Raw genomic sequence first — 15,319 nt, 5'->3', positions numbered from 1 at the left:
TATCCGGGTATAAGTCCAGTTCGCGAACCGCCGCCTGTTCCCGAGGATATTGTTCAGGATTTGGATTTAGAACTTTAGTTAAAGTCCATACATTATAATCAAAAAGACCCCGATTTCTCGGGGTTTTTGTGTTGGGAATTTTTAATACCCCGTCCGCTTGCCTTCGGCTATGAGCTCAGGCCGAATGGCGGCGGGGTAATTTATTTATTTATAAATTTTTTCTAATTATTTGGTGGGACGGTTAGCGTCCCTTGCACCACGCTAAGCGTGGTGCCGGAGAGAGGACTTGAACCTCCACGCCTTGCGGCACGTGGTCCTAAACCACGCGTGTATACCAATTTCACCACTCCGGCACATAGTTTATTTATAATTCAATTTTTCAAAAAAGTCAATTCCCTAAATTTGACAATATTTTCAGAGATGATACAATTAAAATACTAACAATGATTAAATTTATAAATCTATGACCATTGCTGCCATTGCAACTAAATTGAATATCCCCAAGGCAACGATTGAAAAAGAAAGTGTTAGGGATTTTTTAGAAAGAAGGTTATTAACCGTAGAAACCGAACTTTTTTTATTGGCTAACAAGTATGGAGTCAGGAGTATTGGTGAGTTAGACAATAAGATCAAGAAAGGATTCATTCATGAAACTTCAGAATCACGCGAGGATTTTTTTAAATTTGATTCACTGGAAGCTAAACGTGATACTTTATACCAGCTTATTAAATCTTCATAATGCCTACCTTAGAAGATTTACAATCTATTGCTAAAGATCAATTTTTAGATATCGTCGTTGATATTATTAAACCTTCTCCTGATAAGCTCCGCCTGATTCTTAAAGATAAAAGTTTTATTGATATTCGGCTTTCTCAAAAAATTAAGAATCGCTTTGATTTTCATTGGGAGCGAAGGCATTTGGACAAAACTATTTATCGTTATGATAACTTTCCTGATACTCGGTTTAAGCGAATTAAAACTTTTCCCTGCCATTTCCACAAAGGAAAAGATAATCAAATTATAGAGTCGCCTTTTAGAAAAAAGTTTCCTGGTGCTTTTTCTGACTTTATGGAATTTGTTCGGAAAACAATGTAAAAATAAAGTTTTGAAGGTTGTCGATTAAAAGCAGTTAAAAGAAGGTGGGCAAACGTTTGCCCACCTTCTTTTAACTTGTGGCATGTGGTCCTAAACCACGCGTGTATACCAATTTCACCACTCCGGCTTATATGTTATTTATACTTTAAATTTCGCTAAAAGTCAATTTTGACAATTGTATATAAATCTTATACAATTGTATATATAACCCATACAGTACCACAAAACTATGCTCAACTTTCTAAAAAACACCAAGGGTGAGATTTTAAACCTTTTTTTTAAAGATCCCGACAAGGAATATTATTTAAGGGAAATCGCCAGAAATTTAGGTAAAGAACCGGGACATTTTCAAGCGGCTCTAAATACTCTGGTTAAAGAAGGAATTTTGAAAGATGAACGCAAGGGTAATTTGCGTTTTTTTAGGTTGAATAAAGACCATCCTTTATATGAGGAAATAAAAAAAATTATATCTAAAACAATTGGCATAGAAGCTAAAATAAAGGCATTGGTTGACAAGTTTAAGAAGGTGGAATACGCCTTTATTTTTGGCTCTATTGCTCGAGGCAAAGAATACGGAGAGAGCGATATTGATCTGATGCTGATTGGCCAGGTTGATCAAAATGATTTAGTTGAGAAAGCTAATGAATTAGAGGGCGAGCTGAAAAGAGAAATTAATTATCAAATTTACAGTGGACGGGAAGCAGCCGATAAGTTAAAAGAAGGAAACGATTTTTTTGTTAGAATATTTAATGAGCCAAAGATTATTTTAAAAGGCAATTTAAATGAGTTTACAGAGATTATTAAACGAGGAAAAAATAGAAAGGATTAATACGACAATTAATGACGCCAAGATTAAAAAAGAAAAAGCATTTAAAGTTTATCGTTTTTCATATGAGAATTTGAAATTAAGTGGGTATGAGTCAAATGTTTATGCTAATATTTATGATTCAATAAGGCTTGGCTGTGAATCAGTTCTTTTGTTTAATGGATATAAAGCCAGAAAGGGCGAGGGCCATCATTCTATAGTTATTGAATGCGCGAAGGAACTAATGAAAGGAGAATTACAAAATGAATTTAATAGAATACGGAGGATGAGAAGAAGACGTCATGATATTGAGTATGGCTCTTTAGAGGTTTCCCGAGCTGACATGATACAAGCTGCCAAGGACGCCAAGAAGTTATTAGTAAGAATCAGTGAACTGATCCAAGAGATGGATCTCCAAGGAAGTTTAGTTTAGGCTGATTAAGCCGCTTTAGGGCGGCTTTGTTTTCCAAAAAAGTCAATCCTATTGTATAATTAAAGCATGAGATTTTTAAAGCTTACGATTATATTTATAATTTTTTTTGGGCTATTTTTTAATTGTGATGCTAATCTACGAATACATGCGAATGATACTAATGCGGCGGAGTTAATTAATATCAATACGGCGAGTTTGGAAGAGCTGGATACTTTGAAAGGAATTGGACCTGCTAAAGCCCAGGCGATTATTGATTATCGGAAGACAAATGGACCATTTCAAGCGATAGAAGAAATTATGAATGTTTCTGGAATAGGGACGGCAACTTTTGATGATATAAAAGATTACATTACCGTGGAAGGAGAACCACCTGAAGAGCCATTTGAGGAGCCGGAAGAAGATACAGGGGAATCACCTCCGCCTCCGCCGCCAAGCTCGTCAACTCCGCCAGTTCGGTCAACATATTCAAACAAAATCATTATTAATGAATTATTGATAAATCCGGAAGATTCAGACGCGGATAATGAGTTTGTGGAACTTTACAATAAGAGCGATAATGAAGCGGATATTTCTGGTTGGGTTTTGGAAGACACCCAAGGCTCAACGAAAAAGTTTACAATTCCCGAAAGCACAAAAATTGCTGGTTGGGGCTATGTTGTTTTTTATAGTTCAGAAACCCCATTGGTTCTTAATAATTCCGGGGACGGCATAAAACTTTTTTGGCCAAATGAAGAATTAGCAGCTGCTACGCCAGATAATTCCGGGCCAGCTAAAGATGATGTTTCGTATTCGCTGGTTGGAGAGGGCTGGTTCTGGACGGTAACGCCAACGCCGGGCGGGGAAAATAAAACTTTGAGCGAACAAGAATATTATTCAGTTGTTAAGATAGTGGACGGCGATACAATTGATGTAGATATCCAGGGAAAGACTGAAAGATTAAGATTGATTGGCATTGATACACCCGAGTCGGTTGACCCCAGAAAGCCAGTTGAGTGTTTTGGGCTTGAAGCAGCAAACAAAGCTAAAGAATTGTTGACTGGTAAAACTGTAAGGTTAGAGGCCGATGATTCTCAAGGAGAAATAGATGATTATGGAAGATTATTGCGGTATGTATTTTTGGAAGATGGAACAAATTTTAATAAATTAATGATTAGCCAAGGTTATGCTTATGAGTATACTTATGAACTCCCGTATAAATATCAAGATGAATTTAAACAAGCGGAAGAAGAGGCTTGGGAAAATAAACAAGGACTTTGGAAAGTTTGTGAAGAGCCTAACTCGGAAATTTTTTCTGACAAAATTATCATCAATGAAATCTTGCCAAACCCGGCGGGCAGTGATACAGAAGGCGAGTGGATTGAATTAAAAAATATTGGGGATGAAGAAGTTAATTTAGAGGGCTGGAAATTATCTGATGCGACCAGCAAGATTTATACTATTAAGGCCAGTGATTTTGACTCAACTATTATCCCTGCCCGGGGATATTTTTTAATTAAACGGGAACTAAGCGATTTGGCTTTGAACAATACTGGCGGTGATAAAGTAGAACTTTTTTGGCCGGATGAAAAATTGGTTGGTGATATTGAATACGCAACTAAAGCTGAAGAAGAAATGGCTTGGGCTAGAAATGAGGAGACCTTTATTTGGCAGTGGACAATGATTCCGACTCCGGAAGAAGAAAATGAAATTGTTTATGAAAATAAACCGCCCAAGGCAGTAATTGATTGCGTGAGCGAAGCAATGGTTGGCGATGAAATTTTATTTGATGCCAGCGATTCCGTTGACCCAGAGGGCGATGAGTTGAGTTATTTTTGGCAAGTGGCAGATTTGGCCAGCAGCACTGAAAAAAGTTTTGACTTTAGCTTTGATAAAAAGGGCAGTTATGAAGTGGGTTTGACCGTGGTTGATACTGATGGCGCCAGTTCAACGGAAAGGGTGAGGATAAAAATTATGGTTAGCTTGGGTTTTAAAACCCAAGCTAACTTGGATTATAACGTTTTTATTACTGAAGTCTTGCCTAACCCCGAAGGCTCGGATGCCGAGGGTGAGTTTTTAGAGTTGTATAATGCCGGAGACGAGCCAGTTGATTTGGCAGATTTTGAAATTGATGATGCGGAAGCCGGCAGCCGGCTTTATGAAATTCCAGAAGGAACGGTTATAAATTCAGGGGAGCACCTCGTGTTTTATAGGGAGGAGACGGGCTTAGCATTTAACAATACCTATGATTCAGCTCGGCTGATTGATCCGTTTGGCGAAGTAGTTTCTCAAGTTGATTATGATGAAGTTAAAGAAGGCGCTTCTTACGCGCTTGGCGATGATGGCGTGTGGCGATGGACAACCACGCCGACTCCCGGTGAAGAAAATATTATTACTATCGCGGAAGACTCGTCCAGTAAAAAATCAACAACAAAAAGCTCAAATCAATCTAATGGCCTTATTCCCGCAACCCTTGATAATATTCGGGATTTTGATGATGGCGACCGGGTAAAAGTCCAAGGGACTGTGGCAGTTGAACCGGGTGTTTTGGGTTCGCAATTTTTTTACATCATTGGTTCCCCGGGAATTCAAGTTTATTCTTATAAAAAGGCCTTTCCTGCTGGCTTGACTTGCGGTGATATTGTTCAAGTGGCCGGCACATTAGCTGAATCTCGCAGTGAACGCCGGATATCAGTGGGGACTGGAGACTTGATTGTTAAAGTTGGCCAAGGCAATGAGCCAGAAGCCCATGAATTAAAGAATAGTGAAGTCAGCGAACCCGCAGAAGGCCAGTTGGTGACCGTGAGCGGTGAGCTGATAGAAATCAAGGGTTCCAGCCTATACCTGGATGACGGCACGGATGAAATTAAAGTTTATATTAAACAGTCTACAGGCATTAAAAAGTCGGGAATGAAAGAAGGAACCAAGTTAATAGTCACGGGCATAGTTTCCCAATATGATGACGAGTATCGGATTTTGCCGCGGTATCAGGATGATATTAAAATAGAGCAATCGCAATTGGATAGCGGGGAACAAGTGATTACGATTCCTCAAGGAAAATCTTTAGCTGGAGTGGATAAATATATTTGGGTGCTGAATGGAGCGCTGGTAATTTTACTGGGGGGAATTTTTTGGCGGAAAAGAAAAAGCACTTGGTAAATACCAACCAAGTGCAAGAAGACAGTTTTATTTAGGTGATACAATGGCCGCCCGGGGGCGGTTTTTGATTATTCATCACCACCTTCATTTTCGTATGCCGCATCATCGCCGCTTTTCGAATTTCGCAGCTGTTCTAAGAATGCATCATTTACAATAGAAAGTTTTTCTTCAATCGATTCCAATTCCAGCGCGATTGCTCTTTGCTTGGCAAAAGCCAAAAGCATGGCTTGTTCTTTTAAGGTTTTTTTCTCAAGGATGATTTTGATAATTAGCATTTCCTCATCTAAGGGACCAGCAAAAGTACCCCCAGTTGTGAGCGTATCAATTCGTCTAAAGTCATTTTGCAATTTTTCTTGGATGGATGCGATCTCTTGCGGTAGTATTATGACATCAGTTTCGGGGTAATAAGGAACATAATGACTAGATAAAAATTTCGATAAAGCCACCGTGCGATCAACCTCATTTTCCACTTGTTGCAAACGATCCCAAAGCTTTTCCGCAACAATTGGAATTGGCGGCGGCGGTGAGTGTGCAGGGAATGATTCTATAGCCGAAGAAAGTAAATCTCCCAAGCTCTTAATTTTATCACGATAGAGAGACTGTGACATAATAAATTCCGGAAAAATGAGCGGTTGGACGTTACTGGCCGGAGGAATACCAAAATTTTGGATAAGATAGCCAAAAAGTTCTATTTGCCATTCCCGACGTTGCGGTTCTTGGGTTACGGGAATGTTTTCCAGGAAACGCAAGATAAAACCCACGTGTTCGGTTTTAGTTTCGTAGTTGCTACCAATAATATTGTAGAGAAACCACTTGAGCTCTTTGAGGGTTGGTGGTTTTTCTGGCATCTGTATTCCTCCTTCTTTTTTGGGATGAGTTAGACATTGAAATAGCTAATTGAAAAAGAACATTGTTATGAAATAGTATCTCATATTTTTTCGTTTGTCAAGGGTCTGCGCAAAGATGAGCGCTGGCGCTGGAAGCGAGTTGAAGGGACTCTGGAGCCAGCGCGCGTTATTCGAGTTTGCTGGGGCTTTCTAATGCCCCATTTCCACCATTTGGGGCATTAAAAAATAAATTATGGGGCATTAATTATTTTACTAGCTCATAAAAAGTATATTTACCCTGTTTACCAACTTGTCTGACTTTACCCTGTTTTTCTAGGATATCCAGGTACCTAATAACTGTATTCCTTGATTTCTTTACCAACTGCCTGATTTCTTTGTTTGATAGTTTGTCTTTTTCCTGCAAAGCCGCTAAAATTTTGTCTAATCTTTTCTGCCTTCTTTCTTGGAGCTTGGCTCGGGCTTTGACAAGAAGGTTTTGGATGATATTCTGATTTTGGTTGGGAGGTTGAGCTGGCGCCGAGGCTGGTTTCACTGATTGAGACCCTGGCTCTGGGCCCGGTTGAAGACTATCTGGTGCTGGCTTATCCGCGGCAGTTCCATTTTCTGGAGCGGAGCTGGGCTTGTCCGCTGAAGAGGCGGATTGGGTTGGCGGGGTTGATGGATTTTCAGTTATTAGAGTAGTCGGTTGAGTAACTTCTGACTGGGGAGATGCTGTTGGTTTGTCTGGAGTGGTGGTGGGTTGAGGTTCTGATTGCTCATCTTGCTTGTTGGTTGATTCTATGGCGGCTGTTTCTTTGGGTGGTTCTTGGGTTTCTGGTTTAGTTTCTGCCACAGCCGGTTTTTCCTCTGAAGGTTGAGTTTGATTTTCTTCGGGCATAGGGGGTGGGTTAAGTTTATTAATGATCCGGCGCGGCTTCATATGATTCTTTAATTCGGGTGAATTTGTTGTTTTTGATTTGGAAAAGGGGCGGCATAGATTTTTATTCTTAAATTATTTTAGAATCATCTCCTCCACTTCTTCCTTGGCTTTATCCAGAACCTCTTCGGCTTGATTTTGCAGGGTTTGCGCTTGAAAATAGCGCATTTTAACTTTTTCCTTTTTTAAATTTATCCATATTGGAATATCTTTATAATGTCTCATATAAATTATTTTTTAATCTTTTATGTCTCTCCATAAATTTCCCCTAAAATTAGCTATTTTAATTTCTTTCTATCCTCCGGTTTCTTGAGATAATTTTCTCGGCTGGCAATTGGCTTGCCAAGCCGTTTTTCTAATTTCTTTCTCGCGCCGCCGGCAATATCGCCGCCAGCATTGGAATCGGCTTTCAGCTTTGGCAGCCCTTTTGAATTTTCCGTTCGATGGATTTCTGTTGTGGCGCGCTCACCCAGCATAGTAAAAATTAATTCCAAGTCGTTCATGTGGTCCCGCAGATTTTCTCTTTTTAAATTTTTATACTTTTTATACTGGCTTGGCGTCAGGTCAAAAGTCGCTTTGGAAATCTCCGCGGTTAAAATTTCATAGTCCCTTTGCTCTTGTGCTCCCCGTTTTTGCCACTCATCAGTTAATTCCTCGCGAATGGCAATGCCGCGCATTCTTTTCTCAATCCAGCCATCACTATATCCTTTAAGTTTATACAGTATCCTTGTTCTTTTAGTAGCCAGCTCTGGATCCTCAATCTCTTTTACCCGTTCATAGCCAACCCTAGCCAACCAGCGCTTGAACGGCTCGGCTTTGGGGCTGGGGATTGACTGAATTAGTCGAAAAACGCCTTCGGTATTAGCGCAATCTGTGGCATATTTTTTGCCATCAGGCGCTTCTAATTTCAGTCCGTGACAAAATGTCACGACCTCATCGCTTTCTTCTTTTAGCCGTTGTTTTAGTTTTCTCCAATATGCCCCTGCGTCAATGCTATCCGTTAATGCTCCGCACACATCAATAACCGAAAACCACCATTCATTATTGTAAATAGTTTTCCTGATTTCTTTTTTGCGAAAGATTGCGATCTTTGTTATCGCGCTTATTTTTTTATCCATACATTCTTAATTAAGTTATTTTTATTTCCCAAACCTCTTAAATTCTTCATAAATCTCATTCAAATCATTTTTAGAATCTTTCCGCCCCGTGGCGTTATAACCAATGTGTTCGGCGATTGCCATAAAGATTGGATATTTGCCAAGTTTTTTTCTGCTTTCTTGGCATACTTTTTTAGATTAAAAATTAATTGTGGATAACTGACCATTCCATTTTCAGTAAATTTTCGGTATAATTAAATTATAGCAAATCTAATAATTAAATCAAGGCCAAGATGTCCACAATTACCAAACGACAAAAAGAAATTTATGACTATGTAAAAAAATATATTGAGGAGAAGGAATACTCCCCTACTTTTGAGGAGATAAAAAAACACTTTCGGCTGAAAGCGCTTTCCGGTGTGTATCAGCATGTTGACGCCCTAGTCAAAAAAGGTATGTTGATCAAAAATGAGCATAGCGCGCGGGGTGTGGAACTGAAAAAAGATGAAATAATTCAAGTTCCTTTGTCAGGCACTATTAGCGCGGGACAGCCAATTGAGGCAATTGAAATGCCTGGTGAAACAATCGCGGTTAACCAGAACGAAATTAACAGATTTTCTAATCTCTATGCTTTAAGAGTTCAGGGTAATAGCATGATTGATGAAGGAATTTTTGACGGGGATGTTGTTGTTATCAGAAAACAGGAATTCGCAGAGAATGGCGAAACCGTGGTTGCTATTATTGATGATAATGAAGCGACTTTAAAAAAACTTTATCGCGAAAAAGATAGGTTCAGATTACAGCCCTGCAATCCAACCCTATTTCCTTTTTACCGTAAAGAAGTAGAAATCCGAGGGGTGGTTGTAAAAATAATCAGAAATTTGCAAAGTCCTATTAAAAAAGAAAAGGTTAGCGATGATGAGCTCACCAGGCGAATTGATTATTCTTGGGATTTTAAGGGTGAAAAAACCAAACCCTACACTCATGGATTCCACACTTATCCGGCTATGTTTATCCCCCAAGTCGCCAAACGGCTTTTGCAGAATTACAGCAAAGAGGGTGATACTATCTGTGATATTTTTTGCGGTTCTGGGACGGCTTTAATTGAAAGCCGATTATTGGGAAGAAATTCTTATGGAATTGATTTAAATCCTTTGGCTATTTTTTTAGCGAAAGTTAAAACAACTGAAATAGATCCTAAAAAATTAACAAAAGAATACTTTACATTATTAGACAGAATCGAAAAAATAAAAGACAAGGAAATTCAAAGGCCAAATTTTTTTAATATTGATTTTTGGTTTAAAGAGCCGGTGATTATCCAGTTGGCGAAAATTAAAAAAGCGATTAAAAGCATTAAAGATAGAAAAGTTAGAAATTTTTTCTTGGTTTGTCTTAGCGAAACAGTTCGCCTGGCTTCCAATACTAAAAATGGGGAGTTTAAGCTGGTTAGAATTAAAAAAGACAAATTGAAAGATTATAACCCGGATGTTTTAGGAATTTTTAAAAAGAGGGCGGAATTAAATATAAACGGAATGACTGAGTTTTACAGGGATGTCAACAAAAAAATCTGGGCTAAGCCAATCTTTGGGGACTCTTCCAGGGGTAATGGCATAAAAGCTAATTCTATTGATTGCATCATCACTTCTCCGCCCTATGGCGACAGCCGGACAACTGTGGCTTACGGCCAATTTTCCAGATTATCCGCCCAGTGGATAGACATTTTTAAGGAGCCAAACAAAGCGTCCGGGGTTGACAACGAACTGCTTGGCGGCAAGGCAACCAAAGATCTTGAACATAATCTCCAATCAGAATATTTAGATGAAGTTTTGGACAAGATTTCCAAAAAGGATGAAAAAAGAGCTAAGGATGTTTTGAGTTTTTATGTTGATTTAAATAAATGCCTTGAACGGGCCTACAAAATTTTAAAACCAAGTAAATATTTTTGTTTAGTGATTGGCAATCGTTTAGTAAAACAAGTACGAATCCCCACAGATTTTATTATTACCGAATTAGGGGAAAGTGTAGGGTTCTCATGCGAGGATATTGTTGTTAGAAACATACCAGGGAAAAGAATGCCAATGAAAAACTCGCCAACAAATGTTGCTGGCGAGTTAGAGGAGACAATGAATAAGGAAAGTATTGTTATTTTAAGAAAAAATTAAATTTAAGAATATATTTTGTTTAATTCTTGTATAATTTTACTTAGTGGTTTGACTGTTTCTAATATCTTTCCTTTTTTATAATCGGCAACATACGCTAAATCGAAAAAGCTAAACATGCCTCTCTGTTGAGGTTGATTTATTTCATTGTATAAATCGGCGATAATTATCGCAACATAAATTTTTCGTTCATATTTATATTCAATTTTGAATTTATTAATAGGACAATCAGGATTTTCTTGAAGATGTTTGGGATCCGCGGTTGCTAATTCCAATAATAATTTCCATCTATAAGTTTGGCCAGCTCTCTCCCGAAGAGATGTTTTACAAGAACAAACTATTAATGGAGTTTTTGGTTTCTCCTGATAAATCAAAACATCTATATCTGGTTTTTGAATTTCTTTACCTACTTTTATAGAAGTATATTCTTCAACTAGCGGGTGTTTTTTGGGTTTTAGGGCAACCACTAAATTTTTTGGTAAATTACCAGCTTCAATATTGCGATTTAGAGCGTAGGCAATCAAAGCTTGATAATTATTTCCAGCGGCTGATTTACTTGCTTGTTGGATATCCTTTCCTCTCTTCTTTATCATTTTAAATACTCCGTCTTTTGAATTCAGCAAGACCTCTGTCAAATAATCTAGTATAACTATAAGGGCATCTTTTTCCTTGAGTTTTCTGTTTTTCATAAACTCTCCCAATTTTCTCTCAAAGACCTTCTCGGTCGGACCCCAATAAGTACGCTTCTTGATATCGCGGATGGCGGTTTGATGTTTTGGCTCACTAGTTATTAGCTCTTTTTGTACTGGATATTTATGACTCATAAAACTATATTTTTTATTTAATTAAATCGCGAAATAAACCATGCTGATGTTTCACTCTTTTTTAACTTCTACATCAACAAACTCGAAACTATTCATAAAAAACCATTCGTTTGGATCCAAAAGTTCACCACATAATGGACATTGATAATCAATATTGCCAACTTGAACCGCATTTTTATAATCGTGCCGGCAGATTCTCTTTTTATCTTTCTTATTCTTATTTATTATTTTTAATTTTTTCGGCATATTATTTTTACTTATTACTTTTTTTCGCCTCCACCCTCCTATACTCCCCTTTCCGATAACTAAACCGATACTTAGTAATATCCTCATCTATAGCTTTTTGCTCCACCTTGGTCTTAAACTCGCTTCTCTTAACATAACAATGACCCTCAAATTTGGGGTTTCCTTTTTTGTCTCTGTCAAAATAAATTTCAGCTAATCTGTTATTTATAATTGCAAAGCACCAACACATAGTTTTTAAATTAATTTTTTATCTTTAAAACTTATAAATTCTGTTTTAGTAATAATAATATGGTCAATAACCTCAATCCCCATAATCTTCCCGGCTTCCACTAGCCGTTTAGTAATATCCAAATCATCTTCACTCGGCTCTGGGTCCCCAGAAGGATGATTGTGGACCAAAATTACATTAGCCGAAGCAAACTCAATCGCCGGTGAAAAAACTTCGCGAGGATGGACAATGTTGGCGTTAAGAGAGCCAATGGAGATAACTTCATCATGAATCAGTTTGTTGCGAGAATTAAGATAAAGCCCGCGGAATTGCTCTTTTTTAAGTTTCTTCATATCCTCCAAATATTCATAAACATCTTCTGGCCCTTGAATCGTCGGCATCCGACCAGTGTCTTCCATAAAAAACCGGCGGCCCAATTCAAAGCAGGCGATAATTTGGCAGGCCTTGACTTCTGGCAGACCAAGTTCATCCATCAGACGCCACACGCTTTTTTCCTTAGTAATCGCTTTAGAGCCATAATCTTGCAAAATCCGATGGGCTAATTCTAAAACATTCTCATCTCTATATCCAGTACCTAAAATAACAGCCAAAAGCTCGTAATTTTTCAAAATATCTGGACCCTTAGCTATTAATTTTCCCCGGGGCCTTTTTTCTTCTGGCAAAGTTTTTAAATTGTAGATTTTTTCTTTTGACATTCTTGCCTCCTAACATTATCTTACTCTTCCCCCCCAAAAAATCAACTCTGGGAAATAGCGAGTCCGCGGACTCAATTTCACGGAGTAACCCCCAAAATCAACCCTTCAAACTCCCAAATCCGTTATTTTTTCCGAATAAAAAAAGGAGCTCAAAGGAGGACCACTAAAGAGGGAAGCATTGACCTTTTTAAAATTTTACGCTAAGATTATTCAACTTAGTATCCGTATGCGAATCTTCGGCAGCGGGACAAATAAACGCGCACGAATAAATTTTAATCATTTTTTATGAGTAAAAAAAAGAAAATTTATTTAGCTTTGGTAATTATTTTAGCGATTGCCTGGGTTGGGATTTTTAAATCCAGACAAACGGAGATTGAAGCTGGGCCAGAAGAGAAAGTAACCCCCAAAGTTAAAGTTCAAATAATTGAGACCCAAGATGAAATTCGGATACCAATTATTTTAAACGGAAAAGTTAAGCCCAAAAAATATACCTTAGTTAAAAGTTTGACTAATGGCTTTTTGCAATATATCACACCCATTGGCGAAGAAGTCTGGGCCGGACAAGAGCTTTTTCGGATTTATGATGATGCCATAGAAACTAATTATTATAATGCTTTATCAAGCTTGATGACTGCTGAAGAAAACTTAAGAGAAGTGGAAGCCGCGAGTGAAGAAAGCGTGAAGCAGGCCGAGTTGGGAGTCAAAAGCGCGGAAGCCGGTTTAAGTTTGGCGAAGGTAAGTTTGGCCAGCGCTAAAAATTCGGCTGAGCAAGCCGTAAAAACCGCGCTTGATTCTGGCCGCGCTAGTTATTCCAGCGCTTATAGCGCCATTGACCAAATGATGAGATTTTTAGGCGGCGGTATAATGGGTGATTATGCATTCAAAAATTTATTAAATTCTAATAGCCAGGCGAGGACGGATGCAGAAAATAGTTTTATGCGGGTGAAGGGGCTGTATGCAGAAGAAATTGAGAAATTAAGAAATAGAGAAGAAACAAGAAACAAGACCTTCGGCAAGCTCCCATTCGGGCCTGAGGGCCTCAGGGCCTCGAACGGCAGGTTCTGTCGAAAACAAGAAACAAGGGACGACGACTACGACGATGGAGAGATTGAGGGTGACTTGGAGGAGATGGATGAGTTGATTGAGAAAGTTAAAAAGTTGGCGGATTTGGCTTATGTTGATTTGAACTATTGCATGTCTACAATTGAGATATCAGACGCCGTGATTAGCAATTATAAAATCCAGTTGAGTGGTTTATTGATTTCTTTGAATACGGTGAATTCCGGGATTAAGGGCGCTGTAAATGGAATTAGAACAGCAAAAATTTCGGCGGAGTCGGCGATAGAGACAGCGGAGATTCAATCTGAACAGGCAGAAAATGGTTTAGAAAGTGCTCGCGCCTCTTTAGAGCTAGCAATTTCTGGAATAGAGCTAAGAGAACTGGGGGCCCAAGCCCAGTTTAATGGGGCCCAAGCCCAGTTTGACCTGGCTAAATATCAGTTTGATAATCTGGGAATACCAGCGAAATTTAGCGGGGTGGTGTTTTCCAATTTGGTTGAAGTTGGCGATCAGGTGAGTATTGGCACACCCGTGATGGAGATGGGAGATGTGGATTTTGTTGAAATAGAATTGGAGATTGGGACGCGGGAGGTGAGATATTTGACGATTGGACAGGAAGTCAAGATTTTAGAAATAAGAAATAAGAAACAAGAAACAAGGGACGACGACGGTTACGTTGGAATTTTGACGGAGATAGGGCCGGCGGCTTTGGGAGCGAGCGGAAAGGTGAAGATTAAGGTTGAGGCGGATAATAGTGATTATCAGTTTGTGCCTGGAGAGGTGGCGGAGGTGGAGATTGAGTTGACGTATAAAAGGAGTGACATGATTATTTTGCCTTTGGCTACGGTGGTTGTGGGTCAGAATGAGTCTTACGCGTGGATCGTAGAAACAAGAAACAAGAAACAAGAAACAAGGGACGCGAATGACCAAGGGGTTAGTGGGGTTAATAAGCGGATAGTGGAAGTTGGTGAGGTTTATGGAGAGATGGTGGAGATTGTTTCTGGGTTGGATGAAGGGGATTTGGTGGTTGTTGAGAATGGAGGGTTTTTGTCCGAAGGTGATGAAGTGATGATTGAGGAGTAATTTTCTAAGATACAATCACCAAGATACAATAACCAAATAAGCTCCAAACACCAATAACTAAATAGTTTTGAAATTTGATTATTGATTATTCTTTGGTTATTGTTTCTTGTATCTTGATTATTTATGAATAATGAAAATAATATAACAAAATTATCTCAAAGAGACAGTGAAATTAACCGGAGGCGTATTGAGCAGACTCGTCGGGGTTTTTTTGGTTTTTTTATTAAGCGGTGGCGCCTGACAATTTTAATGGTGATTGGCATGGCCGCTTGGGGGTTTCTCTCTTTGATGGAATTGCCCAGGGAAGCGAATCCAGAAGTGCAGATTCCGATTGCCGTGGTAACTACGGTTTATCCGGGAGCGAGCCCTAGCGATATTGAAGAACTCATAACCAATAAAGTGGAAGAGAAATTAGATGGTTTGGAAAATATGGAGCGAATGACTTCTAATTCGTCTTTTGGGGTTTCCAGCGTGGTTATAGAATTTGAGGCGGGCGCGGATTTGAAGGGGAGCATTAGAAATTTGCGGGATAAAGCGGATACTATTTCCGGCTTGCCAAGCGAGGCCGAGGATCCAATGGTGATGGAAATCAGGGCTAATGATTTTGCGATTGTAACTTTTAGTTTGGTGGGGAATTTAACCGACGGGCAGTTAAAGGATATTGGAGAGCGAGCGCAAGATGAATTGGAAAGTAT

At 38.9% G+C, this 15,319-nt stretch carries 16 protein-coding genes, 1 tRNA gene and 3 pseudogenes; 11 read left to right on the top strand and 9 right to left on the bottom strand.

Features of this window, described 5'->3' with window-relative positions:
- Positions 1 to 268: 268 nt before the first annotated feature.
- A tRNA-Leu gene (locus KKD20_01000) sits at positions 269 to 353 on the bottom strand.
- Between the two features lie 110 nt (positions 354 to 463).
- Between KKD20_01000 and KKD20_00995 the strand changes: the two genes are divergently transcribed.
- From KKD20_00995 to KKD20_00960, 8 genes and pseudogenes are all read left to right on the top strand, one after another.
- On the top strand, positions 464 to 739 hold the full coding sequence (locus tag KKD20_00995) for a hypothetical protein (protein MBU4331684.1): 276 nt from the start codon (positions 464 to 466) through the stop codon (positions 737 to 739).
- A complete protein-coding gene (locus tag KKD20_00990) occupies positions 739 to 1,095 on the top strand; it encodes a hypothetical protein (GenBank protein ID MBU4331683.1) in 357 nt (118 codons plus the stop codon). The genes KKD20_00995 and KKD20_00990 overlap by 1 nt, the downstream gene beginning before the upstream one ends.
- 229 nt (positions 1,096 to 1,324) lie before the next feature.
- Complete coding sequence (locus KKD20_00985; protein ID MBU4331682.1) at positions 1,325 to 1,924, top strand: nucleotidyltransferase domain-containing protein; 600 nt, start codon at positions 1,325 to 1,327, stop codon at positions 1,922 to 1,924.
- The gene (locus KKD20_00980) at positions 1,878 to 2,333 is read left to right on the top strand and encodes a hypothetical protein (GenBank protein MBU4331681.1); all 456 of its coding nucleotides are present in this window, start codon (positions 1,878 to 1,880) and stop codon (positions 2,331 to 2,333) included. Before KKD20_00985 ends, KKD20_00980 begins: the two co-directional genes overlap by 47 nt.
- Positions 2,334 to 2,399: 66 nt before the next feature.
- Positions 2,400 to 2,693: pseudogene (locus tag KKD20_00975) on the top strand (helix-hairpin-helix domain-containing protein).
- A gap of 432 nt (positions 2,694 to 3,125) precedes the next feature.
- Positions 3,126 to 3,590: pseudogene (locus KKD20_00970) on the top strand (thermonuclease family protein).
- A gap of 354 nt (positions 3,591 to 3,944) precedes the next feature.
- Positions 3,945 to 4,262 (top strand): annotated as a pseudogene (locus tag KKD20_00965) (PKD domain-containing protein).
- A gap of 21 nt (positions 4,263 to 4,283) precedes the next feature.
- On the top strand, positions 4,284 to 5,468 hold the full coding sequence (locus KKD20_00960; GenBank protein ID MBU4331680.1) for a lamin tail domain-containing protein: 1,185 nt from the start codon (positions 4,284 to 4,286) through the stop codon (positions 5,466 to 5,468).
- A gap of 68 nt (positions 5,469 to 5,536) precedes the next feature.
- On the opposite strand, the gene KKD20_00955 is transcribed toward KKD20_00960, so the two are convergent.
- The 4 genes from KKD20_00955 to KKD20_00940 form a co-directional block, all read right to left on the bottom strand.
- On the bottom strand, positions 5,537 to 6,316 hold the full coding sequence (locus KKD20_00955; protein ID MBU4331679.1) for a hypothetical protein: 780 nt from the start codon (positions 6,314 to 6,316) through the stop codon (positions 5,537 to 5,539).
- Between the two features lie 244 nt (positions 6,317 to 6,560).
- On the bottom strand, positions 6,561 to 7,193 hold the full coding sequence (locus KKD20_00950) for a winged helix-turn-helix transcriptional regulator (protein MBU4331678.1): 633 nt from the start codon (positions 7,191 to 7,193) through the stop codon (positions 6,561 to 6,563).
- Between the two features lie 114 nt (positions 7,194 to 7,307).
- Positions 7,308 to 7,457, bottom strand: a complete 150-nt coding sequence (locus tag KKD20_00945) for a hypothetical protein (GenBank protein ID MBU4331677.1) — start codon at positions 7,455 to 7,457, stop codon at positions 7,308 to 7,310.
- Positions 7,458 to 7,510: 53 nt separating this feature from the next.
- Positions 7,511 to 8,350 carry a Bro-N domain-containing protein gene (locus KKD20_00940; GenBank protein MBU4331676.1) on the bottom strand — a complete coding sequence of 280 codons (840 nt, stop codon included), beginning with the start codon at positions 8,348 to 8,350 and terminating at the stop codon, positions 7,511 to 7,513.
- 272 nt (positions 8,351 to 8,622) lie between these two features.
- Between KKD20_00940 and lexA the strand changes: the two genes are divergently transcribed.
- Positions 8,623 to 10,491 (top strand): transcriptional repressor LexA, encoded by a 1,869-nt coding sequence (gene lexA, locus KKD20_00935; protein ID MBU4331675.1) that lies wholly within the window; start codon positions 8,623 to 8,625, stop codon positions 10,489 to 10,491.
- Positions 10,492 to 10,493: 2 nt separating this feature from the next.
- Here the strand turns inward: lexA and KKD20_00930 are convergent, their stop codons facing one another.
- From KKD20_00930 to radC, 4 genes are read right to left on the bottom strand one after another with little or no spacing between them, the layout of a single operon-like run.
- On the bottom strand, positions 10,494 to 11,312 hold the full coding sequence (locus tag KKD20_00930) for a hypothetical protein (protein ID MBU4331674.1): 819 nt from the start codon (positions 11,310 to 11,312) through the stop codon (positions 10,494 to 10,496).
- Positions 11,313 to 11,363: 51 nt separating this feature from the next.
- Positions 11,364 to 11,558 carry a hypothetical protein gene (locus KKD20_00925; GenBank protein MBU4331673.1) on the bottom strand — a complete coding sequence of 65 codons (195 nt, stop codon included), beginning with the start codon at positions 11,556 to 11,558 and terminating at the stop codon, positions 11,364 to 11,366.
- 7 nt (positions 11,559 to 11,565) lie between these two features.
- A complete protein-coding gene (locus tag KKD20_00920) occupies positions 11,566 to 11,787 on the bottom strand; it encodes a hypothetical protein (GenBank protein ID MBU4331672.1) in 222 nt (73 codons plus the stop codon).
- Between the two features lie 5 nt (positions 11,788 to 11,792).
- A complete protein-coding gene (gene radC / locus KKD20_00915; protein ID MBU4331671.1) occupies positions 11,793 to 12,482 on the bottom strand; it encodes a DNA repair protein RadC in 690 nt (229 codons plus the stop codon).
- Between the two features lie 285 nt (positions 12,483 to 12,767).
- Between radC and KKD20_00910 the strand changes: the two genes are divergently transcribed.
- The gene (locus KKD20_00910; GenBank protein MBU4331670.1) at positions 12,768 to 14,624 is read left to right on the top strand and encodes an efflux RND transporter periplasmic adaptor subunit; all 1,857 of its coding nucleotides are present in this window, start codon (positions 12,768 to 12,770) and stop codon (positions 14,622 to 14,624) included.
- 123 nt (positions 14,625 to 14,747) lie between these two features.
- Positions 14,748 to 15,319: efflux RND transporter permease subunit (locus KKD20_00905; GenBank protein MBU4331669.1), on the top strand; the 572-nt coding region annotated here is incomplete at its 3' end.

The organism is Patescibacteria group bacterium (assembly GCA_018896645.1).
Classification (GTDB): domain Bacteria; phylum Patescibacteriota; class Patescibacteriia; order UBA2591; family JABMQE01; genus JAHIMF01.
The sequence above is the reverse complement of the archived record's forward strand: the minus strand, read 5'-3'. Positions and strand labels throughout refer to the sequence as shown.